Origin of the sequence: Colwellia sp. BRX10-9, from assembly GCF_014077405.1 — a bacterium.
Lineage (GTDB): Bacteria > Pseudomonadota > Gammaproteobacteria > Enterobacterales > Alteromonadaceae > Colwellia_A.
The window spans coordinates 1-24,851 of the sequence record NZ_JACGVV010000046.1; the positions used below are offsets into that span (position 1 = coordinate 1).

20 protein-coding genes, 1 tRNA gene and 1 pseudogene are annotated in these 24,851 nt (G+C 39.1%); 3 read left to right on the forward strand and 19 right to left on the reverse strand.

Features of this window, described 5'->3' with window-relative positions:
- A pseudogene (locus H4J69_RS17980) lies at positions 1–264 on the forward strand (transposase); the annotation flags it as partial.
- A gap of 273 nt (positions 265–537) precedes the next feature.
- On the opposite strand, the gene H4J69_RS17985 reads toward H4J69_RS17980, so the two are convergent.
- The 9 genes from H4J69_RS17985 to H4J69_RS18030 form a co-directional block, all read right to left on the reverse strand.
- On the reverse strand, positions 538–996 hold the full coding sequence (locus tag H4J69_RS17985; protein WP_182218697.1) for a GNAT family N-acetyltransferase: 459 nt from the start codon (positions 994–996) through the stop codon (positions 538–540).
- Between the two features lie 107 nt (positions 997–1,103).
- Positions 1,104–1,427 carry a hypothetical protein gene (locus H4J69_RS17990; protein ID WP_182218699.1) on the reverse strand — a complete coding sequence of 108 codons (324 nt, stop codon included), beginning with the start codon at positions 1,425–1,427 and terminating at the stop codon, positions 1,104–1,106.
- A gap of 126 nt (positions 1,428–1,553) precedes the next feature.
- Positions 1,554–2,114: a flavodoxin family protein gene (locus H4J69_RS17995; protein ID WP_182222832.1), complete on the reverse strand. Its 561-nt coding sequence runs from the start codon at positions 2,112–2,114 to the stop codon at positions 1,554–1,556.
- A 106-nt stretch (positions 2,115–2,220) separates the two neighbouring features.
- Positions 2,221–2,958 carry a hypothetical protein gene (locus H4J69_RS18000; RefSeq protein WP_259366424.1) on the reverse strand — a complete coding sequence of 246 codons (738 nt, stop codon included), beginning with the start codon at positions 2,956–2,958 and terminating at the stop codon, positions 2,221–2,223.
- 126 nt (positions 2,959–3,084) lie between these two features.
- The gene (locus H4J69_RS18005; RefSeq protein WP_310733560.1) at positions 3,085–3,591 is read right to left on the reverse strand and encodes a helix-turn-helix transcriptional regulator; all 507 of its coding nucleotides are present in this window, start codon (positions 3,589–3,591) and stop codon (positions 3,085–3,087) included.
- Between the two features lie 209 nt (positions 3,592–3,800).
- Positions 3,801–4,160, reverse strand: coding sequence for a hypothetical protein (locus tag H4J69_RS18010; RefSeq protein WP_182222835.1), 360 nt, complete (start codon positions 4,158–4,160; stop codon positions 3,801–3,803).
- A 126-nt stretch (positions 4,161–4,286) separates the two neighbouring features.
- A complete protein-coding gene (locus tag H4J69_RS18015) occupies positions 4,287–4,640 on the reverse strand; it encodes a DUF1428 domain-containing protein (RefSeq protein WP_182218138.1) in 354 nt (117 codons plus the stop codon).
- A gap of 109 nt (positions 4,641–4,749) precedes the next feature.
- Complete coding sequence (locus H4J69_RS18020) at positions 4,750–5,991, reverse strand: hypothetical protein (RefSeq protein ID WP_182218136.1); 1,242 nt, start codon at positions 5,989–5,991, stop codon at positions 4,750–4,752.
- Positions 5,992–6,453: 462 nt separating this feature from the next.
- Positions 6,454–7,077 carry a methylamine utilization protein gene (locus tag H4J69_RS18030; protein WP_182218135.1) on the reverse strand — a complete coding sequence of 208 codons (624 nt, stop codon included), beginning with the start codon at positions 7,075–7,077 and terminating at the stop codon, positions 6,454–6,456.
- 496 nt (positions 7,078–7,573) lie between these two features.
- Here H4J69_RS18030 and H4J69_RS18035 point away from each other — a divergent pair, with 496 nt between their 5' ends.
- A complete protein-coding gene (locus H4J69_RS18035; RefSeq protein ID WP_182218133.1) occupies positions 7,574–7,933 on the forward strand; it encodes a DUF3718 domain-containing protein in 360 nt (119 codons plus the stop codon).
- A 174-nt stretch (positions 7,934–8,107) separates the two neighbouring features.
- Here the strand turns inward: H4J69_RS18035 and H4J69_RS18040 are convergent, their stop codons facing one another.
- Together H4J69_RS18040 and H4J69_RS18045 are read right to left on the reverse strand one after the other, a co-directional pair.
- Positions 8,108–10,801 (reverse strand): TonB-dependent receptor domain-containing protein, encoded by a 2,694-nt coding sequence (locus H4J69_RS18040; RefSeq protein ID WP_182245001.1) that lies wholly within the window; start codon positions 10,799–10,801, stop codon positions 8,108–8,110.
- Positions 10,802–10,976: 175 nt separating this feature from the next.
- Entirely contained in the window at positions 10,977–13,763 is a 2,787-nt protein-coding gene (locus H4J69_RS18045) for a hypothetical protein (RefSeq protein WP_182222836.1), read from the reverse strand.
- Between the two features lie 378 nt (positions 13,764–14,141).
- Between H4J69_RS18045 and katG the strand changes: the two genes are divergently transcribed.
- Positions 14,142–16,316: a catalase/peroxidase HPI gene (gene katG, locus H4J69_RS18050; protein ID WP_182218131.1), complete on the forward strand. Its 2,175-nt coding sequence runs from the start codon at positions 14,142–14,144 to the stop codon at positions 16,314–16,316.
- A gap of 201 nt (positions 16,317–16,517) precedes the next feature.
- On the opposite strand, the gene H4J69_RS18055 is transcribed toward katG, so the two are convergent.
- From H4J69_RS18055 to nadA, 8 genes are all read right to left on the reverse strand, one after another.
- The gene (locus tag H4J69_RS18055) at positions 16,518–17,627 is read right to left on the reverse strand and encodes a HupE/UreJ family protein (RefSeq protein ID WP_070376319.1); all 1,110 of its coding nucleotides are present in this window, start codon (positions 17,625–17,627) and stop codon (positions 16,518–16,520) included.
- Between the two features lie 55 nt (positions 17,628–17,682).
- Positions 17,683–18,759 (reverse strand): lipopolysaccharide assembly protein LapB, encoded by a 1,077-nt coding sequence (locus H4J69_RS18060; protein ID WP_182218118.1) that lies wholly within the window; start codon positions 18,757–18,759, stop codon positions 17,683–17,685.
- Between the two features lie 35 nt (positions 18,760–18,794).
- Positions 18,795–19,337 (reverse strand): Ig-like domain-containing protein, encoded by a 543-nt coding sequence (locus H4J69_RS18065; protein ID WP_182218116.1) that lies wholly within the window; start codon positions 19,335–19,337, stop codon positions 18,795–18,797.
- Positions 19,338–19,348: 11 nt separating this feature from the next.
- Positions 19,349–20,902 carry a DUF4331 domain-containing protein gene (locus H4J69_RS18070; protein WP_404842435.1) on the reverse strand — a complete coding sequence of 518 codons (1,554 nt, stop codon included), beginning with the start codon at positions 20,900–20,902 and terminating at the stop codon, positions 19,349–19,351.
- A gap of 430 nt (positions 20,903–21,332) precedes the next feature.
- Positions 21,333–22,031, reverse strand: coding sequence for an anti-sigma factor domain-containing protein (locus H4J69_RS18075; protein WP_182218112.1), 699 nt, complete (start codon positions 22,029–22,031; stop codon positions 21,333–21,335).
- On the reverse strand, positions 22,028–22,558 hold the full coding sequence (locus tag H4J69_RS18080) for a sigma-70 family RNA polymerase sigma factor (RefSeq protein WP_182218111.1): 531 nt from the start codon (positions 22,556–22,558) through the stop codon (positions 22,028–22,030). The genes H4J69_RS18075 and H4J69_RS18080 overlap by 4 nt, the downstream gene beginning before the upstream one ends.
- Before the next feature lie 248 nt (positions 22,559–22,806).
- Positions 22,807–22,896, reverse strand: a tRNA-Ser gene (locus H4J69_RS18085).
- 260 nt (positions 22,897–23,156) lie between these two features.
- Positions 23,157–24,200, reverse strand: a complete 1,044-nt coding sequence (nadA, locus tag H4J69_RS18090; RefSeq protein ID WP_182243890.1) for a quinolinate synthase NadA — start codon at positions 24,198–24,200, stop codon at positions 23,157–23,159.
- Positions 24,201–24,851 lie beyond the last annotated feature (651 nt).

Sequence of the window (24,851 nt, forward strand, 5' to 3'; positions counted from 1 at the left end):
TTGAAGGACTATTTAACCCTTGTAGATGAAACAGGTCGCGTAATAAGAGCAGACAAACGAGGCGCTATCGATAACAAAACCGCAAATATACTGTCAAGACTTCACATCAGCGATGAAAGTTGGCTAAAACTCAGCACAAACTTTGAAGGTATATTCACTGGCGCGGTCGGCACCGCAGAGCATTTGTGTGAATTTACTGAGCACGTGGGGTTAAAGCGAGCACACGGTAAAGCAAATGCCCAAGCTTGTTTGAATAGCGCGTAAACATAACTACATTCAAAAACAGCAAGAAAGCCACAAGAAAAAATACGGCTACCTTGGGGGAGAAGTTAAGCTTGCCTGAAATTCACTCATTTAGTCAACATCTATAAAAATCGATAGGCAAAGGCTTACAAGATGAAGTACATGCCTTGTTGTTGACCAATGGATAGCAGTGTTTCAGAGCATTATTATTGTGTAGCATTATTATGGGTGGCATAGTAATTTTTTGCATCGCTATTTTGTCGCACTTCACAGTTGATATTATGTGTCACACATTTACTCAATAGCCTTTGACATAAACATACTATATGGATCTTCTTGATAGTTACCAAAAGGGGCACATGGTTGAAAACCAAATTGTTGATAAAGTTTTTGTGCTGGAATAAACGCATCCATAGTACCCGTTTCCAAACTTAATCTTTTATACGAACGAAGAGTCGCTTGTTCAACGATATGCTCTAATATCTTACGAGCAATACCTTTACGTAAAAACTTGGTCGATGTGCGCATAGACTTTATCTCGCAATGATCTTTATCAAGTTCTTTTATAGCGCCAATACCAGCTAAATCTTGATTAACCCATAAACTCCAGAACGTTACATCGGGGTGTTCAAGTGCACGCAAATCTAGCGCGTGAACACTTTCTGGAGGTGAGTGAGCTAGCATATCTTCATGATGCTCTTGTAACAAAGAAATTACAGCTTCATGTCTTAATTCGCCAAGCTTAATATCCATATTGCACCTTTGTTTACCTGTATACCTAACGCCCATTCAGAAGCTAAAATAAGCGAGGCACGAGCAATGGCCAGCTTTTTTAGTCCTTTGGAATACCTTGTTATTTGCTAATTACGAAGAAAATGAACACTATATCTGTAGTAACTTGGGATATGACTATGTTCAATATCAACAACTTTATAGCTATTATATTCTGGATTTTCTGCAATAAACGCCATAGCTTTTTCATATAAAGCAGAATCAGTTCCTTCTTGAAAGTTTACATCTGTAGCCCATTGGGGAGGTGGGCCTCCGTAGTAAATTTTTAAAGTATAAATATCGTTAGTCTTAGCTATAGCCTCGAAGGTTGCTCCATAGGTTGATGTTGTAACGCAAGATGTTGTATTTAGTAAAAGGATTAAAACAACACAAAACTTGATCAATAATTTCATTAACACTCCTATGCTCTAAGGCAAATAACGCCCAATTTACAGGCAAAACTAGTTGGCTAAAATAAATGAACGAAGTGAACAAAAAGCCAACTGTTTTTTGTCCTTATTTAATTTCTTATTATGTTTCTAATTTAAACGAAGAGTAAGTTTTGCAACCCTACGACCTAAGTGCTTTGCCGTTGCAAGATCAACTTCATGTGCGACACTATTAGTCGTTTGGGAAACGACTCCTAATTGGCAACCTAATCGATTTAAAGTGGAACTATCTGTTCCATATGAAGCATCAATATTCACCCACAAAATACCATGCTGACTTGCTAAAGTGGCCATGTATTGCAAAGTACTTGATTGGTCACCATTTAGGCCTGTTCCAGAGGTGAATCCAGCAGAGACTTTATCAGCCCACTCTTGGCTCTGCCAATGTTCACTTGAAGCATCCGCAAAAGCCTTGAATTGAGCTGATACACTTCCCATATATGTTGGGCTTCCAAAGATAATCGCATCGCATAATTTTAGATCTTCAAATAATTCTTCGTTTTCAAATCTTCCTTCAAGGATTTCGCGCCCTTCAATTTTATGTTCAAGCACAGTTATTCCATGTTCTTGTTTAGCACCTAAAGCTATTGCTTTAGCAAGTTGTCCTGTGACATCACTCTTAGAAAAATAGACTATCGCTATGCGGGACATCGATTTCAAACTCCTTTATTCGATTATGCATAATCAAAAATAACACCTCATTAAGAGGCAAAACACCGTTGATTAAAATAAGCGACAATGGAGCAAAAGCCAACTGTTATTTGTCCTGCTTTAATAGCTTGCTAGAGGTAAACGTCCCCGGAAAAACAGCATTAGCGACTGATTTAAATAACACTACCCACAACGCCAACAAGACAAACCAATATAATTTTGCCCCCTCTGTTTTTAACTCTCGTACTTTGGGTTCCATATATACATATGGAAGTAGAATGTTATTTTTTGATTTTATTTGATGGATTAATCCATCTTCATGCCAAATAGAAACATTAGATCCAACCTTTAAACTTCGTGCTAAGTTTTTACACTTACCCTCACCAATACCAACTGCTGAAAAAGTATCTTGGTATGAGCCAATATTAAGATCGAAGTATGAATATACTTTATCCGTTTCATCATCTATCACTTCTTCTTTATGACATTCAACAAAGTCAATTTTTGTTGAATATTCATGTATGTTCGTTAAATCAGTAACTATATATTTAGGTAATACAAAGGCGAGTACAGCTAAATTGATTAAGATAAAACCCAAAATAAACAGCTTACGCTTTTTTCCATTTCCCTCAGCAGAGAAATCAATGATAAATTCATTTTCATCATCGTCCTCGTCTTCCTGATCTTCAATTTCTTGGGCTTTTTTTTCAAACTCTCCATTTTCTTTTCTTCGTTGAATTTCTTCACATAACTGCTTATATCGCTCAGGAAATTTATCCTTATCGATATTTTGGTTAACATCAAATAATTCATCCAATGTGTAATTTGAATAGTTGATTGACAAGATATTTCCTTTTACCTCTAACGCCCCATTAAGAGGCAAATAATGCTTGGCTAAAGTAAGCGACGATGGAGCAAATAGCTAGCTGTTATTTGCCCTGTTTGAATGACTTATATGCCTTTTGTCTATTTAGTGCTCAGAACTAGAGCTACTTCCCTTGTTCTGTTGATTTAAAATCTGGGATGTTTTTTCTTTTTCCCATTCTTCACCAAAGGGTTGAAATACCTGGAAAGCGAGGCCAGCAATAAGCGCACCAAAAGATAAGAATACAACAATCAATGGACCTAAATTTTCTCCGTCATTGTAGTTAGGCAACATAAATAGGAGAAAGACTGCAATTAAAAGTGCCGAGAATGTATAAAAATATTTTATAGATTTAACCTTCTCTTTTGCTTTGTTGTGCTGAGAATGATCTTTAATCATATCCGCATCCCCTTCTGTTTGGAGATTTTTTTCATTATTTATAGCACATATAAGCTCATCAGTTGAGATTTCAAAAACCGCAGCCAAAGACTTCAAGGTTTCAGTTCCAATGCTTTCTCCTTTTTCTACTCTTTGAATTGTGCGAACATTTAAATCGCTTAGTTGCGCCAATTGTTCTTGAGACCAGCGTTTTTCGAGTCTTAATGATTTCACAGGTAACTCCATTTATTGTTGAATGCTGATGCACTATACACCAAGGGCATACTGTCGGTAATGACAAACAGACGACAAATAGCCGACAGACATAAATTTACGCTTACCAACGCCGCATTAAGCCAAAAATTATAGTTGGCTAAAATGTGTGAAGCACGAACAACAGCCAGCTGTTATTTGTCTTGCTTAAGTGGCCTGTTATGTAACGATTACAAACCCCAGATCTGATTTAACGATGCTAAAATAAAAAAACAACAGAATAATGAAATAGAGCCGAGTATAAGTGACGTAAATATAATGACAAAATGGTTCCAAGACTTAGTTGAAGCTAAGAAAAGGAATGGACCAACTAGCCAAATAGAAGAAGATAAAAACAATGCAGAACCTATTTGACTTACTTCGTCGGTTTCACTCCATACACTTGCACCAATAACTAATAAAATGCATAACAAAGCGAACCAAGAATACAAAACAAACTTGGCTGATTTAATATTGGTTTTACTCACACTAAATATCCAATATAAAATTAATATCGGTGCATTAAAAATTAATAGATCGATATATGCCATACTTCCTTAGTTACCTAACGCCCCACTAAGAGGCTTTTAATTGTTGGCTAAAATAGTCAGGCACAAAAAACAGCCAGCTGTTATTTATCTGTTTGAACGCATTGTTATGTGAAATATATCTCGGTGCTATTCCTCTAAAATAACTTCGAAACCACCGTAGATTAAACGTTTACCATCAAAGGGCATTGGATTTTGATCTGGGTGCATTCTAGGATCTGCCATAATAGCGTCCCAACCAGCATCACGAACTTCCTTTGTCGGCCATACAACAGATGAAAAAACTACAGTTTCATCTTTGCCACATTTTACAGCCATTGGGAAGGATGTAATATCACCATCAGGAACGTTATCTCCCCAACTTTCAGTAATTTTAAGTGCTCCGTGATCTTTGAATACGACCGCAGACAATTTCGCATGTTCAATGTACTTTTCTTTATTTACTGTTGGTACTGCGGCAACAAAACCATCGACATAAGACATATATTATTCCTTTTATACTCTACAGGTTGAAGTTCACATAACACCCTATTAAGGGGGAAATTATAGTGGCTAAAGTATAAAGCGAAACTAGCCAACTGTTTATTTTCAATTAAAATTTATATTGTACAATTGCCATATATTGCTTTTGCCTATGTTCCGCTGCTCGACTTTCCCATAAAGTTCTATTTTCATTGTTCGAAGTTGAGTTGATAAATTCAGCGCCTACATTCCAATTTTTATCCAGTTGATATCGCCATGCCAACGTAAGGCTATCACCATCGCTGTCATTAGGGTCTTGTCTGTTCTGATCAGTTTCTTTTACTTTGAATTGGTCATGACGTAGTGAAAATCTATGTGATCCTAATTTATAATTAAACATCACATACCATGAAGAAATATCAGTAAACACTCCTGTTTCTTGACTGCCCATACCGGTATCACCAGATAAATACTGAGCTAACAGCCTAAAGTTACTTGTAAATTTATGTTGCATGGCAACGGAATAATATTGGGTTTTCCAAGCATATTGACGATTTTTTTCAATGGCATTTGGATCACCTCTATTATCGTAGTAATAAACTCTCACGTCAGTTTGTTTTAGATAACGCCAATGCCCTCCAACGTAATATCCCCATTTACTATCTGTTTCAATAAAAGGCTCAACAAAATTAGGCGTATTAATAGGGATGTCTTGCTGGGAAAAGTAATCAGAAAAGACAACGGCTTCATTATAAAAAGTTTGCCTATTATGCTGTGCCCAACCACGCCAAACAAGCAAGCTGCCTAAGCCATCATTCGCTTTAAATATAGAGGCTAATGCGGTAAAACTATGAGGGCTATTATGCTTTCTTCCACTTCGAGTGATTGACCACTGAGCACCTAAGGTTCTTTGCTCTTCAGCAATCCAAGAATTGATCGCTGAAAAACTATAAGTATAAGGACTTGTCCATCCGGTTGCTGTATTTTCCAGTGACATTTGAGGATAAAACATGCCGAATTTAACTTGATGTTTTAAGCCTGGATTTAATGGCGAATAAGTAAAGTAAGCTTCTGTTAAGCCGATGTTTTTTTCACCATCAGGATTGTAATTGGCGACAAGATCAAAATTAACATTAGAAATTAAGTCGCCACTTATTTCTATCGCCGCTTGTGTTAGCATCAGTTTATCGTCGTCGTTATACCGTAATATACCCACGCCTTCTTCCTGCCAGCTATTTAACCAAGGCTGATGATAATCGGCTTTAATATATCCTGCTTCAATCACCCCTTTAACCGTTATTTGTGCAGCATTAACTGCAGAACTCAATAGAATAAAGGTGGCTAATAGTGTTTTATTTGTTGTGCTAAGCATTATTTTCCTCATAATTGAGTAACCAAGGTAAAAGCTCATCGCCATGAATCGCCTTACTAATAAAGTAACCTTGTGCTGTTTCAACACCAATCTTATTCAACATCTCAAGACTTTATTTATTTTCAACGCCTTCAGCCACAACACTTAATCCTAAGTTGTGCGCTAAATCAGTGATCGATTTAATAATAATACTATCTTCATTACTTGTAATAAGTTCAAGCACAATAATTTATAGATATTGTACTTATCTTTACAAACGTAAAAAGCGATATCAGAAAATTGCATTAGGCCATCAGCTTTAATAGAGTCTTCTGGATATACTGCTATTCCCATACTGGCCGAGACATCTAATTGTATATTATTTATTTCAAAAAACGGCTCGAAAATCTTGACTACTGGTGCGACTAAATCATCAATAAAAATATAAATCGTACTAAAATACGATTTTGTAATGATTTCAAATTAATAGTCATCTAATTCATCATCATCTTCATAAGCTGCATATCTAGGCTTCATCGCCTCTTTTACATTAATGGTGATATTCGTATGACTAGAAACCGTTATTTTTTGAGTAAAAGATTGATCAGCCTCTTGGAGTAATGGATGCCATATTTTCAGTGTGTATTTTCCATCTGGGAGTGCTAAATTAATATTACCCTCACCATCAGTTTTGCCAAACCAAGGGGTATCAACAACATAAACATAACCAACCATCCAGTCATGTATGTTGCAGCCTAGGATCACTTCTCCAACTTTATCAAACAAACGAGGGTCTAATTTTTTCTCACGGTATAGTTGTATTTCAAAAGTTTTCGCTGGTGAAAAGGAATAAACATGATGTTTTATTCTGTCTGAATTGGGAAAATCAATGTTAGTATTTTTATTAACGACTAGGATGTGGGGGGAAAATTGTCGATTAACTTGATCCATAATAGCAGTATAAGGAACCGACAAAGTACTCTCTGCCACGGTAGGTTTTATTTCTGGCTCAGCGAAAACGACTATATTAGACAATGGTTTTTTATCGACATCAATCACTAGAAAGTTTGTATTGCTTGCTTGACTGGCAAAGGAACTAAGAATCATTAAAACAGAAATTATTTTGTAATTAAAAACTCTTACCATAATGTAACTTTCCACGCTTATTATTAAATATCACTATGTTATAAAATTAACACATTTCACTTATTTATTACTATATTTTACCAAAACAATTGGCCATTCAGACCAAAAAATCAAGAATTTTAGACGGAATACTAAAGAATATTATTCGAATTTAAAAAATTTTATTCACTTAACAATACTTGAAGAGAAAATAATTGCGCTCAAGCCCTTAATCATTTTTTCCTTTTAGATCTTTAAAAAGGCGCTAACCACTATTTTTATTCGTAGTAGCAAATCATTTTTTTCTCCACATAGCTTTTAACAGAAAGCTTCGCCTTTAGAGTCTCAACCAAAAGACAAAATCCAATTATCTTTAATAACTTAACAAAATAAAAAAATCATAATGTAATAAAAAAATTAATAGCTACACTTAGATAAACTGATGAAATTAATAAGTGACGCTTTGAGGAATAAATTAATGATGAGATATAAAGCAGCGGGCATCGCCTCAATAATATTACTATTAATAACACAATCGTACTCACCCAAGGTCATGGCCTATAATATGGCTCAAAACATTTGTGAGTATGTCGCGGCTGACGATAAGAGGAGATTCCGCTCTTTATTAAAAGCACAACGTATAAAAATACGCTCTATTTTTGATGAAATAACCTGTAACGGTAAAAATATATTATTTTTTGCTGCAGCAAGCAACGCTAATGATGTCGGTGAAATGATTATTAAAAAATTGCCGAGAAAAGTATTAGGTGAATTAGTTGATGAATTAATAATTGCCTCGCCAACCTTAGGCGCTATAGCTAAAGAAAGAGCCGGTTAAGTGATCTATCAAGTAGTAGTAACAGCAAGACAATAATGTTTTTAATCTAGCTCAAATTTACGGGCAGTTATTATGATAAAAATAACAAGACCACTCCTTTAACTAATAATAATTTGGGGTGGTCTTAATTCATCTATTTGCAGGGTTGTAAAACGCCAGCAATAATTTAATTAACTAATCAAAATCCCATTTAAATGAAACATCAAAAGCAATGCCTTTCGTTTCACTACGAAATAAAGTATCAGAAAACTCTATTTCTTTACTTTCATCAAGTAGGTTTTGTACTTTGAATTTTAACGTTGTTGAATAGGTAGGATAGTAGGTATATACCATATCAAGTGAATGAAAAGGTTGCTCATACTTGTCGTCTTGCCCTTCAATACCTGGAATAATAATACGTTCACCAAAGACATTATAAGCCATTGTCACTGAATGATTACCGTTTGGCGCATCATAACCTAAATTGAGATTAACCACATATTGCGAGTGCCCAGTCATTCTACGCGTCGGATTAGTAATCGCGGCAGAAACTCCAGTTTGCTCAACAACGCGTTGCGTGTTGATGTTTATTTCAGAGTCACTTAAGGTCACGTTACCTGACAAGAAAAAATCGTTACCGTTCATGCCAGCAAAATCACCCAAAAAGGCAAAATCTTTCATAAACTCTAGCTCAATACCATAAACTTCGCCGTCGTCTGCATTAGCAATAACGATAAGCGGAGGGCCATCTTGGCCTGGTGATTGTACTGATTCAATCGGATTTATCATATCTTTGTAGAATAACCCTACTGACAAGTTTTCTCCCGTATCTAAGTACCATTCCCAACGTAGATCGTAGTTTTTAATATCCGTGGTTTCTATACCAGCAGTGCCTCGAATAGGATATCCAGTTAGCGGGTCAAGGTAAGTTGATGGCGCAACCTCGCGAATATCTGGGCGTATTGTGGTTTCACCATAAGATAAACGAAACTGTACAGCTTCACTCATCATGTAAGTAAGTGCTAACGCCGAGTATATATCATCTTCTTGAAAGGCTAATTTCGATAAATCTTCTTCTGTTGGTTGTGGTGGTAAATCAAAACGACCGGTTGCGGGATCTAAAGGCGCGACGACTTGGCGGTAATCTTCCCAGCGAAAACCGCCACTGATACGCCAAGTATTGTCAATAAACCAATCTGCCTCAAAGTAGTAAGCATCGGTCATTTGTGCTGAATAATAGTCATCACCCATTACAGAGGTGTCTCGTATAACCGTTTCACTGCCTTGTAATGGCCGATTGAGAATAATATCGTCTGTTAAAATATCATTCATTTTATTACCACTAAGACTCAGTTCTTCAAAGGCTAAGGTATTAACATCGATACGTCTGGAAAAAGCGTCACGGGTTTTTTCAATAAAATCACCACCGAACTTAAGCTCTACTTCTGATTGCGAAAAAGTTATGGGTAAAGATAGGTTAAAACCGCTGTTTTCTACTTTATCTTCCAAGTCCTGAAAAGAATAACGGGTAGCGGTTGAAGCCTTACGTAAACTACTTTCATTAGTAAGATCAAAAGTACCATCCTCGTTTTCGTCACTGAGTATGTAGCGCGTAGAAACATTACCCGGTGCGTAACGACTTGAACGAGCGTCTGAATATTTCCAATCAAAACCTATGTTCCACAACCATGGCAGATTGTGAGTACCACGAACCTGATTAGCGATCATTTCGCGCTCTTCGTAGCTAACGTCACTGTCTCGAATGCGCAAACCGTCACTGAGTAATACATTGTTAGTATTACCCAGTTTGTCTTTTATTTCGTCGGCGGTATCACGTAGCACAATGAAACTGTAATCAAGGCGATGATCTCGGTCATACTCTACACCTAAGTTCAGCAGACCAGACCATTTTACTGAATGTTCAGTTGAGGTAACTTGGTCAAAACCTCGTACTAAACTCCATGAATCATCGGTGTTATTACGAAAATCTTGACCTTCGTATAATTCACTTACTTGCCATTCATTGTCATAGGATAAAGAGGTTAAATAACCCCAGCGATATTTACCCTGTTCAAATTTATCACCGAGCGCAATATCAAGGCCAAAATCTGGGGCGATATTTTCTTTAACTGGATCGTAGTCACGATTAAGCTGCGCGGCTATTGCACGGTTTTCATCTTGACTAATATTTTTTAATGGACTGTAATTTTTCCATAATTTTTGTAATGTTTTGGGTGCTGCGCGAGTGCCATCATCTTGGCCACGCCAATCATCACTGCCACCATTGTAGCTGTAACCATCGTCAAAATTTTCGCTATTGCCACCTAAATTTCCAGAGATATTAAAAAGGAAATCTGTTGGAATACTTTTTAAACGGATATCAACATTACCGCCACCAAAATGGGCAGGCATTGAAGGTGAGTAGGATTTTTGTACCGATAAAGACTCGATAATTGACGCTGGAAATAAATCCAGAGGTATAACACTACGTGTCGGATCTGGGCTGGGTACAGCGGCACCATTTAACTGTGTGCTTGAGTAACGTTCGCCTAAACCACGTACATAAATAAATTTACCATCAACTAATGTCACACCGGTAACACGTCGTAATGCGGCAGCGGCATCGCTGTCGCCGGTGCGTGAAATTTGCTCTGCACCTAAAATGTCGGCGATAAAGGCTTGGTTGCGACGCTCTTCAATAATAGCGCTCGCCGTACCTTTTAATCGACTTACCTTAACAACAACTTCTTCAATAGCTTCATCTTCTGCTGATGTTTGCTCCGCTACTGCTGATGTCGCTGCTAGGCTTGTTATTATCGCTAGTGCTAAGCCACTTAATCGTAAACAATTATTTGGTTTGTTTACCTTGATTTTCTTGGCACTATGCATTAATTTTTTGTTCATCGTTAACCTCGATAGAGTCTCTGTGCTTGCTTTAGATACGCTTTTACTGCTTTGCTAATCGCTTGCATCAGTTAGGTTGATTGAGTATTTATTAGTTATGCTGAAATAAAAAAGCGAACACTGATTATTGGAAAAAACAGTGTTCGCCTTCAACGTCTAATTATTCTTCAAGACCTACTGTCCATCCTGCTGTCCAGTTTTTCGCTTTCGTTACGGCACCGACATGGTCAGCATTTTCAAAAAAGCTGTTACCGGTGAAGTCTTTAGGTGTTGTGGTATCGATGGTGAAAATGCCTTCTAATACCGCACTTGTATTTGCAGCCGTACTGTTTTCGGTATTATCGTTAATAAACCAGCTCATTAAATCAAAGGTTGCATCACTAGAGTCTTTAGAATCTTTAAACGCTTCATCACAAGCCACAACTGAGTTACTCATTAGCGTATCACCAGATTTTGCTTGATCTACCGTTAAGCCAGCTTCCAACTCAACACATTCGCCCATGCCTGCAGGACCTGTAACAACAAAGTTATGAAGTTGTGCTTTCGAGCCTTCTCTTAGATAAACACCTTCAGAGTCTTTATCTGCAGTGTCAAATGTATTACCAATAATGGTCATGTTGGCAATACTCGGGTTTGATTGTGGTAGTTTGTTTGGTGTTGAGCCGTCGTTGTCACCTTCAATACCACGGTTTGCTTCACCATTTTGTGGGTCATGCTTAACGAGTACGTATTGTAAGTTGCCACGAAAGCCATTATCCCAATCAACGCTGTCATCTTTATTAGAGGTTAAGACCACGTATTTAAGGTTAACCGTGCCACCAAAAAATTCGATACCATCATCAGCATTTTCATGTACTTGAATATATTCGACTTTGGTACCAGAACCAACACCACCAAATGTTATCCCGTTCAGTTCGTTGTCTGGTGCTATTTCATAACCTGCATGCTTAACAACGACATAACGTAATGTACCTGAGCTGTCAGCATCGTCTGTGCCGCCAAAGACTGCGCCATCTTGAGCACCTTCAATTTGAAGTGCACAGTCACTGCCATCCGTTGGACATTTATTTGATGTCGCATTACCCAATAACACTATTCCACCCCATTGACCCGCACCTGTTTCAGCGCCGGTCAAATCTTGACTCGATGTAAAAGTGATAGGTTTTGAGGCTGTGCCATTTGCTTGAATTTCTGAATCACGACTGACCACTAGGTAATCGCTACCTGAACGACCATAGATGGTTGTACCGGCTTCAATCGTCAGTGTTGCTGAGTTAATTTTATCACCACCAACAAAAACAGCGCCGTTTAGAGCATAAATATTATTAGCGGTTAACGTTAAGTTATTAGCAATAACACCGCTTAATTGACAAGTAATGTTTGAGCCATTGACTGAAGAAATTGCCGATGTACCTGTCGGACAACCTTGTGTTTCTGCCTGAGCGGTTACTACACCACCACCGTAACCAAAGGCCCAACCTTCACGCCAATCGTTACCCGCGTTGTCAGCACTGTCAAACGCGCCAATGTAATCAACGGAGTCAAAAAAGGCATTTTGTGTATTAGCGACATCTTGTCCGGCATTCTCAGCAACGAGTGGCGAGTTAGCATCAGGAATACCGTTTTCATTAATTAAAATAGAACTGCTGATACTGTTGGATGCTTCTGCACTGAACCATGCTTCGAGGTCAAGCAAGACACTACCGTCTTCCGCTTTAGCATTTTTGAAATTTTCACTATTACTACAGGCCATAACACTGTTTTGCATAACAATTTTACCACTATTAGCATTATTAACGGTTACAGAGCTCGTTGCACCACCTTCAATTTCTAAACATTCCCCCATTTCACTGGTGCCGGTTACCACCGTATTAAATATTTTTGCTGCGGTTCCTTCGCGTAAGTAAATACCTTCTGAGTCTTTATCTGCACTGTCAAAGTTATTACCCACAATCGTCAAGTTAGCGATAATTGGCGCTGACTGTGGCTCTTTATCAGGAGTAGAGCCATCGTTATCCCCTTCAATACCACGGTTTGCTTCGCCGGCATTTTTAGCATGTTCGACATAAATATGTTGCAGCATACCTTTATAACCATTGTCCCAATCGATACTGTCATCTTTGTTTGCTGTTAAAACTAAATGCTTAACATTGACCGCACCGCCAAAAAATTCTACGCCGTCATCGGCATTTGAATGTACTTGAATATAATCAACCGTTGTTCCTGAGCCAACACCACCAAACGTTATACCATTAAGTTCGTTGTCAGGCGCAATTTCAAACCCTGCATATTTAACAACAAGGTATTTTAAAATACCTGAATTGTCTTCCCAGTTTGAGCCACCAAAGACTGCACCTTCTTCAGCTCCTTCAATTTGAAGGGCACATTCACTACCATCAGTAGGACATTTATTTGAAGGAGCATTACCTAAAATAACTACGCCACCCCATTGACCAGCTGTTGTTTCTTCACCCTTAACATCTTGCAGTGAGGTTAAAATAATAGGTTTAGTTTTTATGCCTTCTGCCATTATTTTTGCGTCGCGGTGCACAACGACATAATCACCACCTGATTGTCCAAAAAGAACAACGCCGGGCTCTACGGTTAGCGTTGCTCCTGCCATCACTTCTAAAGCTCCACTAATAGCATAAAATACCGGCTTGCTATCAGCACTGGCGACTAAAGTCATATCACTAGTAATTTTTCCATCAAGCACTTGTACAGCAACATCAAAACCTAAAGCTGTTGAAACATCTTGGCCCAACACCGAACTAGACTTACCCGGTAATTCGGTCACAATTGGGTCAGTTGGAGCAGGGTTAGTGATGGTTGTATCGCCTACTGAGTTATCTACTTGAGATGAAAGTTTAATATCGCCACCACCACAACTGGCTAAAGTAATGGCACAAGCTAGCGTACTGATTTTAAAGAGTGAATTTATTTGCATGTTAGTCTGCTCCGCAGAAATTATTAGAATAAAGTTGCGGCTATGCTACTAAGGTTAAATGACAGAATTGTTGAAGTAATATGTAGTTTTTATTTAAGAAAAATTACATAAATGTTACATAATAAATTTCTATTACTGATATCGCTTAACTTACTCACTGATCTGTTAACTTTTCAAAACTAAGCTATTAAAGCTGAACAGATTGAGATACGTTGTTGAATGCGTTAACGTGAGTAAAACTCATAATTTATCAAGAATGTACTATGATGTATTTTAATAATCCTTGGTAATTCAAAGTGAGCACTTAGCATTATCATCTAGTATTTTTTCATCCTAACTTTTAACAGCTCAGCCCCAATTAATGAAAGGAAATTGCATATGAATGACAAAACAACAACGACAGCTGGCAAATGCCCAGTAATGCACGGCGGTGCAACAAAGAGCAGTATGTCCAATATGGGATGGTGGCCAAAGGCACTAAATCTTGACATTCTTCATCAGCATGACAGTAAGACTAATCCTATGGGTGCGAATTATAATTACCGTGAAACCCTGAAAGATCTTGATATGGCTGCTCTTAAAACAGATATGCATGCCCTCATGACAGATAGTCAAGACTGGTGGCCTGCTGATTGGGGCCACTATGGTGGCCTAATGATCCGTATGACTTGGCATGCTGCCGGCACCTATCGTATCGCGGATGGTCGCGGTGGTGCAGCGACTGGCAATCAGCGTTTTACGCCAATAAATTCTTGGCCAGATAACGCCAATTTAGATAAGGCCCGCCGTTTGCTGTGGCCTATCAAAAAGAAATACGGTAACAAACTTAGCTGGGCTGATTTAATTGCTTACGCTGGCACTGTTGCTTATCAATCTATGGGGTTAAAAACCTTCGGTTTCGCTTTTGGTCGTGAAGATATTTGGCAGCCAGAAATTGACACATATTGGGGCGCCGAAAAAGAATGGCTTGCACCAAGTGGTGGAGAAGGCAGCCGTTATTCTGGTGAGCGTGATTTAGAAAACCCATTAGCTGCGGTAATGATGGGGCTAATATATGTTAACCCTGAAGGTGTAGACGGCAAGCCCGATCCCCTTAAAACAGCGCATGATATTAGAGTAACGTTTGAACGTATGGCGATGAACGATGAAGAAACGGTTGCCTTAACGGCCGGTGGTCATACCGTCGGTAAATGTCACGGCAATGGTGACGCTTCGCAAATAGGACCAGAGCCAGAAGCTGGAGATATTACTGAACAAGGTTTAGGTTGGAACAATAAAACCAAACGTGGCATTGGTCGCGATACCATCACCAGTGGTATTGAAGGCGCATGGACTACACATCCTACTCAATGGGATAATGGTTATTTTTCGATGTTGCTTAACCACGAGTGGGAATTAAAGAAGAGCCCAGCGGGTGCTTGGCAGTGGCAACCAATAAATATTAAAGAAGAGCATAAGCCTGTTGATGTTGAAGATGCAACTACACGTCAAACGCCTATTATGACTGATGCCGATATGGCGATGAAAATGGATCCAGCGTACCGTGAAATTTCAGAACGTTTCTCTAAGGATCCTGAATATTTTTCTGACGTTTTTGCACGAGCATGGTTCAAACTCACTCATCGCGATATGGGGCCAAAGGCACGTTATATCGGTAAAGAAGTCCCTCAAGAAGACCTTATTTGGCAAGACCCTGTTCCCACTGGAGCCACGAGTTATGATATTGACTTACTGAAAAATAAAATAGCAGCGAGTGGTTTAAGTATCAGCGAAATGGTTGCAACCGCTTGGGATAGTGCGCGAACCTATCGTAACTCTGACAAACGCGGTGGTGCCAACGGCGCACGCATTCGCCTTGCTCCACAAAAAGATTGGCAAGGTAACGAACCAGCACGCCTTAGCAAAGTACTTTCTGTGCTAGAAAGTATTGCCACAAGTAGTGGTGCAAGTATCGCTGATGTCATTGTTTTGGCAGGTAATGTTGGTATAGAACAGTCCGCAAAAGCGGCTGGTTTTGAAGTCACTGTACCCTTTTCACCAGGGCGTGGCGACGCAACAGATGAAATGACGGATATTGACTCCTTCGAAGTGCTAGAGCCCACTCATGATGCTTATCGAAACTGGCTAAAAGCTGACTATGTTGTCAGCGCAGAAGAACTAATGCTTGACCGAAGTCAGTTAATGGGACTTACCGCGCATCAGATGACCGTGTTAATTGGTGGTATGCGTATGCTTGGCACTAACTACGATGGTACAAAACATGGTGTGTTCACCGAACGTGAAGGTGTACTTTCTAACGATTATTTTGTTAATTTAACAGACATGAATTATACGTGGGAACCTGTTAGTGATAACCTTTATGAGATGCGCGATCGTCAATCAAATGAAGTAAAATGGACAGCAACACGAGTTGACCTTATCTTTGGTTCTAACTCAATTCTTCGTTCATATGCTGAAGTTTACGCGCAGGATGATAACCAAGAGAAGTTTGTTGCTGATTTTGTTACAGCATGGGCGAGTGTGATGAACGCTGATCGATTCGATCTAGTCTGATGATTAGCTAAAATTTCACGCCGCTATTTACCGCGGCGTGAATGATAAATCTAGCCTTAATAAGTAGCGAGTTAAAAGTATTGCACCCGCAATACTTTTTTTTTAGCTATAAACTCTTTAACCTAATAGCTGGAATGACCCCATATCCTTTAAAACTATCACTTGAGCTATAAGCGATTGTATTAGCGATAATTTTTAAGTTTACCAGCGCTCTACACTCCATTGCACGGCCATAATCGCAATTAATATAGAGCCAACAGGTAGTACACCTCTTGTATAAAACGTGGTGTTACGTAATAAAATTAATATCGGCAGTAAAATAGCAAGTATCGCTAACTGACCTATTTCAACACCAAGATTAAAGGCTAGTATACTCAGTAACTGTTGATCCGCAGGTAAGCCTAATTCTCCTAAGACACCAGCAAACCCCATACCGTGCAGCAAACCAAAGGCAAAGGTTAACCAAGCTAAACGTAAAACCACTGGCCAAATATTATTGAGCGCCGCAAATAAAACCGATAAAGCAATGCCCAGCTCTACCCAACGACTGCTTGGGCTTAACCAGCCTAAGGCGGTCGCTGTTAACGTTAGCGAATGAGCCAAGGTAAATGCACTCACGATCCATACGGTGTTAGTCAAAATAGTTTTAACACTTGATATAGCTTGCCACTTTTTATCTTTACGCTGTAGCACCGCCGGCAATAACAAGGCAAACAAAAACAGGATATGGTCTATACCGATCCAAATATGTACAACACCTTGATAAACAAATTGTGTAAATGTCGTCCAGGCACTACCTTTGCTCAAATCTATGGTGATTTTTCGAGTGCTGTCATCTAACACTAAACTGTGTAAGTGGTTACCATCACCAATATTTAGAACCACCTCATGGCTACTATCTAAAGAAAATATTGCGCTGTAGGCAATTTCTAATGGGCCACTGATTGGGCACTGACCTGAGAAATCAGTAACAGCGAAAGCTTCATTGGCATGATCTTGCAAACGCTCCATAATCTCAAAACGTAAGTTACACCTTAAATTTTCACGACTCAATAATAAATGCTCAGCCAAATAGCTAGCAATCTCAGCTTGTCGACTCTTGACCTCTCCCCAGGTTAACTCACCGTTGGCATTTATATCCAAGCCAACAGCTAATTCTAAATCAGTCAAACTCAATTGCCATTCGCCACTGATACGACCGGTGTCGTCGATTTCGGCAATAATGTAACTGGTACTCAATTGATGAGCGACGACAGTATTGGCCAGTAATAACGACAGGCTTATTAGCCCTATTTTTAACCACTGCTGCATATTTTTATCTCACTACTTTTACGGTTTATTAAGGTTTATTGTGTTGAGGTGTAGCTTAAATCTGAGGCTTTTTATCAGGTGATTCTTTAAATGCTAAAGCACGTTTGAGCAAGCGTTCATCCGAGCCCAGCTTAGCTTGTTGCCAATTAATTCTCGCCCAATAAAGCGCCTTAATAGGGTTAGGAACAATATCGAGATAATATTGAGCTATATCTGCAGCATGAGCGGTATCATTTCGTTGCAAACGTATTTCGATACGTTGGGTTAGTCGCTGCTGCCATACGCCATTAGTTGCCTTAGTTATTTGTTCGGCAAGGGTCAAACGTAATAACAAAGCATCATCAAAACTATCACTTGCTTCAACGATAGGTCCTAATGTCTCTAAAACAATTTGGCCTTGTTGTTGTGCTAAATAAATATCCGCCCACAGCGCTAAATAACTAACAGGTGCCTGATTCAATGGGTAGCCTGACAAATGGTCTATGGCTTGTTGTGTTAGCTGCTGACGGTGAGCAAGATCAGCTAAAATTTGATTAAGCCATACCTGTTGGGCGATAGGTATATCACCCGCAAGCTTAACGATATTTCTTAACTGTTGGTAACTTTGAGCAACTTTGCCTTGTTCAGCACTAACCTCTAGCACGCAGGCGCTACTGACAAATAAACTGCCCTGCCCCAATACTTGTAAACAGGCACTTTTCGCAGCGTCAAGATCACCTTGTACCATGTGTATATTGGCTTTCATTAACCAAGCAGCGACGTTGTCTGGCTGATATTGAAGTATCTGAGTCAGTAATTGTTGGGCCTGATTAAATTGATGGTAATGCTGTAAGACGGTTGCTGAATAAAATTGTAGCTCTAGATCATTAGGGTTAGCGACCAACAAGGGTTTCAGTAAAGCGCCAGCACGGCCATAATAACGACTTGCTAAGCCAGGCTTACTTGCGTCATTGAGCAGTTGGGCGATAAAAATCTTTGGCTGTTGTGCAGGTTTAGGTACCGTCCAGCTAGCAACGATACTTTGATTTGATTTGGGCACATAACTTTCTGAATGCACAGGCGATGAAGTGGCAATAAAAACCAAAAATAACAAGGGGCTAATAAAACGAAGTGTTGGCATATCATTATCCATAAAAGGGCGCCTTCCTTGGCGCAGTCAAGATGGTTCTACTGTTGAATCAAGTCGTCGTATGCTGCTGGTTCCTCAACATCTTGAATAAACGCACGACCATTTACGGCCAAGGGTTTATCGCTTGGTTGCTGACTAAAAGCTGCACGACTATAACTGGCAAATGACACTTCCAGCGCTTCAATCGTAATATTGATTGTACCGCTAACAGGATAATTAATTCCATCAGAGGCAGTAAAAGTAAAGCTGTCACTTCCTGTCACTTCAGCATTAGGCTGGTAAGTGAAACTACCATTACTATCAATGGTGACCATTCCTAGCATCGGCTCTTGGTCTAAGCTAAAAGTCAACGTGTCACCATTTTCATCATTTGCGCTTAACATGTCAGTGATAGGCGTTTCTGTTTGAGTGATCAAGTCGACCGATATCGTAGTCGGTGATGCGTTTTTCGTAATAGGTAGCTCATCGACATCATTATTACAGCCTGAAACTAGCATGGCGGCCGCTAAACTTAACACGACCCCTTTAAGCTTAAAGACTTGACTAAGATGAGATGCTTTATTTTGTTTACTATATAACATAATAGTGTTCCTTATTTAGAGCCTGGTAAAGGCGTTGCTAAGTATGGAAAGCTAGTATCCATCATAGAGGCATTACTTGGCGCACCATCAGTAAAGGGTACATTACCTACACTTGCATCTTCTGGTGCACATAAGCCCAAATCTGTATCTGTGCCATTAACAGGAATTGGGTAACATAAACGACCCATAACAACACGAAGGGCAATATCTACCACATCATCTCCTGGTCGGCGACCATTTGGAAAGCCAGCTAAATCGTCACCAGCAACACCAAACGATGACTGCATATCGGCTGCCACTGCTGCAATACCAGTATTTAAGCGTAACATTTCAGCTGCGGTCACTGTTGATAACTGATTAACACCTGGGAAACCTGTTAAAAATGCGGTAACTAAATCAACCCTAGGGAAATTAGTCGGTGCCAACGTTTCGATATTTGCACCTAAAGTGGTATTAACTGCATCTTTAAACAATATATTCAGCAGTTCAGGTAGCGTTGGATGAGTCACATAATCAGCAAACTGACCATCTGCACTTGGATGAGAACTTGAGAACTTATCTTTATCGGCCAAACCAATAACCAATTCATTCACTAAAGGAGAGCCAAGACGAGAAACTTGCGTCAATGCACCACCATTTACTTCAGTGTTATCAAAGCTAGCATTAGGATTCAAAATTCTAGCCTGAGGCAAACTTGCCGTAGTCCAACTACCGATAACGCCATTACCTGTTCCTGTTAAACAAGCTGTCGGTACTTCAATAGCGATACTAGTAACATTTTTGTCAGCTAAATCATCATTACTTGCTGATTGTGTAATACCACCGGGGAAGCCATCGCCATCGCCTGCTCCAGGAGCACTGTCACCCTCAACAGGAACAAAGTTCACTAAATCAAAAACTTTACCTAAATTAACCGCAAATGCGTCTTTACGCTGACCAACAAATACTTTTGCTGGTGCATCACAGCCAGGTATAGCAGCTGAGTATATATGGCTGTTAGCATAAGCTGAATACTGCTCAGCGTTGGTAAATGTTTTGTTACCGATGTAATCGAGTGGCTTAGCAAAACTTGCTCCACCCGAAGTACTATTAGTAACAGCAGCACTGGTACCCGTTCGCATTGGACCAGAAATCATATTAACCATGTAGCTTTCAGAGAAATTAGCCGCACTTTTATCTGCCATACTGATGCCGCCAACATTTTTAAGTGGTACACCAACAGATTTCTGTTCTCCTTCAGCGCCAACCATCAAAGCAACACCTGCATTATTGTTGCCTAACATCTGGTTAAAATTAAAAGTAAAGGTTATATCTTCAACAGCATCACCATCGTTATCAATATGAATCGCATAAGTTGCAGCAGGGTCCATAGCGAAATAGTTAGGTCCACCATAAGCATCCTGTAAAGGAATGTAATTTGCGATGAGTGTGACGTAATTGCCACGGCCTTCTTCATAACTATTGAATGCATAAAAGTCTGTTGAGTCGACTGTTGGCATACGTGTGACGTTAGGCGCTTCACGATGGCTTGATGCAGATACAGCTTGAGACAAAGTTGCACTCATTATTGCCGATACAATTAGTGTTAATTTAAATTTTTTCATGACGTTTCCTTTATAATTTATAGTTCTTAATGGTTACTTTCTTGAAAGCTCATTAAGTTAAACGATCGAGATTATGAATTGGATGCAAGAAAAATAACTTATTTACAAATTAATAATTATTCAGCCGAACCATAGTTTCAAATCGTGTTATTTTTACTTTTTATATTGGATAGCGTTGTTGCACTTTTTTTAGGTCATGTCGCCTTAGTCAACTTAATCAACAACAGCTAAGGTAAGCCTAGGTCATAAAATTATAGAATGTCGAATATTTGCCATTTAATATAAACAATATATTTACAAATTATTGACTTTTGTCAGCATAAAACAACAGATAAAAAAAACGAAACTGTCGTTTCGCTTTTTAATATTCGCAGTAAAAGATAAAGAGTAACTAAAGAATAACCAGTTCTGAAGTATATAAGACAGTGGTTGGTGAACCATTTGGTGAACCACCTAATGGCTCTAAGCTAACCGCTAAAGCCGCAATCTCAATCTGATCAAATAACTGAGGTTTACTTAAAACTAACTTACCACTTTTAGGTAGCAAGCCTAAAGAAATCGGAGGCCGACCGTCTGCTGCCACTATCCATAACTGATAATCAGCATCTGACTTAGCTATTAACTTCTTGGTCGCTTGCACGCTAATAGTGTCTGCACCAATTTCTAGCGCCCATAATAAGTCGGCTTGTTCATTACTCATTAAAGCAAGTTGTTGAACCTCAGGCTGAAGTGGCGGTTGAAAGCTAAATAACAACACAGCAAGCACTATTGCAGCCGCTGAAGCTAAACCCGCAATACCTTGCCAAACTCGAGGCTTAGACTTAGTTATTGCCACAACATTACTTTTTATAGGCTCAGCTACAAATCCTAATTGATCTTCGATACGCTGCCAAACAGCTATGTCTGGGGTAACCGGTGGAATTTTTTGCCCTAAGCCGTTGAGGTGTTGCTCCCATGTTTGAGTTGCATCACTGATCAGTGGAAATTGCATCATCAATTTTTGAAAGCGCTGACGAGCAGGGCCACGTAGAGTACCCAGCACATATTCTGCTGCAAGGGCGTTTTTGAGGTTTTCAGATTGATAATTCATGGTGTTAAGCAACTCTGTAAGCTCATAAGACCACGTCTTATCCAGCTTTTAATTGTACCCAAAGGGTTATTTAGGTGTTTAACCACCTCTTGATGAGAACAGCCATTGAAGTAGGCTAAATAAATAGCTTGTCGTTGTTGAAGATCTAACTGCTGTAAACATTTGTCGAGTAAGAGTTGTTCTGAATCACTTATTTTCTCACTAGTATCGAGATCAAAACTTTCATTCTCAATGAGTTCATCCTCTTTTCTAATTTTATGATAACGTAAAATGTCTAGTGCGCGATAACGCACTATGCTGACCATCCAAGTCAACACTGTGCCTTTACCCGTTCTATATTCAGACGCGTTATGCCAAATGCGGACATAAGCCTCTTGCAGAGCTTCTTCGGCTAATTCTTTCCTAGATAACATTTTCAGACAGACTGCATAGAGCTGTTTACTGGTCGCTTGATAAAGTTTCGAAAACGCTTGTTTATCACCTTGGGCTGACGCGCCAAGTAACGCTAAGTGCTGTTCATGTTCCATTATTTATTGCTCTTTTTTTAAGGAAAATTACATATACTCAAAGATAGTAACCTAAACAATGGTGATTTATCTACAATCCTCTTACTAATAATTTTGAACAAAAGTCTAATAAACATAAATAATTTATCACCTATATCAGCATGAATATTGAGGAGATTAATTTATAGGAAGATAGGTGAATATAAGATGGGCTATTTTTTTAGGTATAAAAAAACGGACACTTCAAGTGAAGTGTCCGTTTTTTAATGTGGCGGTGAGCGAGAGATTCGAACTCTCGAAAGGGATAAACCTTTACACGCTTTCCAGGCGTGCGCCTTCAGCCACTCGGCCAGCTCACCAATTTTTTCACTAACAGGCTAATTTTATTGAGATGAATTAGCATGATAATTTTATCTATTAAAGACATTTTAAAACAAGTCTTGACTCGCTACTCAGAAAATCTACTGCGTAAAAAAATAACTTTATAAACACTTTAAACTTATAGACATGCCATAAAATAAAGTTGCGCTATGGTAGGTAAATTTAATAGCCAACACAACTTAATTTTAATAAAAAGAGGCCAACTGATTACTTTACCAGCAAAAAATCACCTTAATGGTTATTTACTGGCTAAAGCGTTGTTAAACGTTAGCATGCGATCCAATGACTTCAATGCACCGTCGCGAAGTTTCATGTCTACAAACACTTCTCTGCCTAATGGATTAAGCAATGCGTCTTCTATCTCTTTTAAACCGTTCATTGCCATCCATGGGCAATGAGCACAACTTTTACAGGTTGCGCCTTCACCCGCTGTTGGTGCCTCAAAGAATTCTTTATCTGGGCATAGCTGCTGCATTTTATAAAAAATACCACGGTCTGTTGCGACGATAAACTTTTTATTGGGCATCACTTGAGCAGCTTTAATTAGCTGGCTGGTTGAACCAACAGCATCAGCAAGCTCAATAACATCTGCAGGAGACTCTGGGTGCACCAAAATGGCAGCATCTGGATGCAAAGCCTTCATATCCTTTAACGCTTTGCTTTTAAATTCATCATGAACGATACAAGCACCCTGCCACATTAACATTTCGGCACCCGTTTGCTTTTGAATGTATGCGCCTAAATGACGGTCAGGTCCCCAAAGAATTTTTTCACCTTGCTCATCAAGGTGTTCAATAATTTCTAACGCACAAGAAGAGGTAACGATCCAATCCGCTCTAGCTTTTACCGCCGTTGAAGTATTCGCATACACAACAACAGTTCTGTCAGGGTGCTGGTCACAAAAAGCAGAGAACTCTTCGATAGGGCAGCCTAAGTCTAATGAACAAGTTGCTTCGAGTGTTGGCATAACCACGGTCTTTTCAGGCGTCAGTACTTTCGCGGTTTCGCCCATAAAACGAACACCAGCAATAATTAGCGTTGTTGCTGGATGATTGTTGCCAAAGCGCGCCATTTCTAAAGAGTCGGCGACACAGCCACCCGTTTCTTCAGCTAAAGCCTGAATTTCGGGATCGGTATAATAATGAGCAATAAGTACCGCATTTTTCTCTTTCAATAAAGTTTTAATACGATCTTTATATTGGCTACGTTCATTATCTGAAAGTGGAGCTGGTTTCGCTGGAAATTGAAAATCAAATTCTACGGCTAAATTACTTTGCGACATTATTTATCTCTGATTATCTCTTTAAATACCACGCAATTATACGATATAGATATCGCGATGTGTATAAGACTTTTAACTATTAAAGATTAAAACAAGATAATACAGGATGGTATTTTATTGAACATGTAACTTTTGAATTAGATATTAATTAAGGATCGCCTTGAAGTTAAGCGTTTACCTTAAGGACTTACTTTAAGCAGTGTTTGGCCATAAAAGATTTGACCCTTGGAATCAACCGGCTTAACGTTTAAAAGCATCGGCTTTTTGTTGTTTGCTATCTGACTTATAAATTTAGAAATTAACTATTTAAGAAGTGGTCGGCCGTGAAGGGGTTAAACCTTCGAGTTAATCGGCTTAACGGTTAAAAGCCTCGGCTTTGGTATTTGTACTATCTGACTTATAAATTTAGAAGTGGTCGGCCGTGAAGGATTTGAACCTTCGAGTTAATCGGCTTAACGGTTAAAAGCCTCGGCTTTGGTATTTGTACTATCTGACTTATAAATTTAGAAGTGGTCGGCCGTGAAGGATTTGAACCTTCGAGCTAATCGGCTTAACGGTTAAAAGCCTCGGCTTTTTGTTGTTTACTATCTGACTTATAAATTTGGAAATTAATTATTTAAGAAGTGGTCGGCCGTGAAGGATTTGAACCTT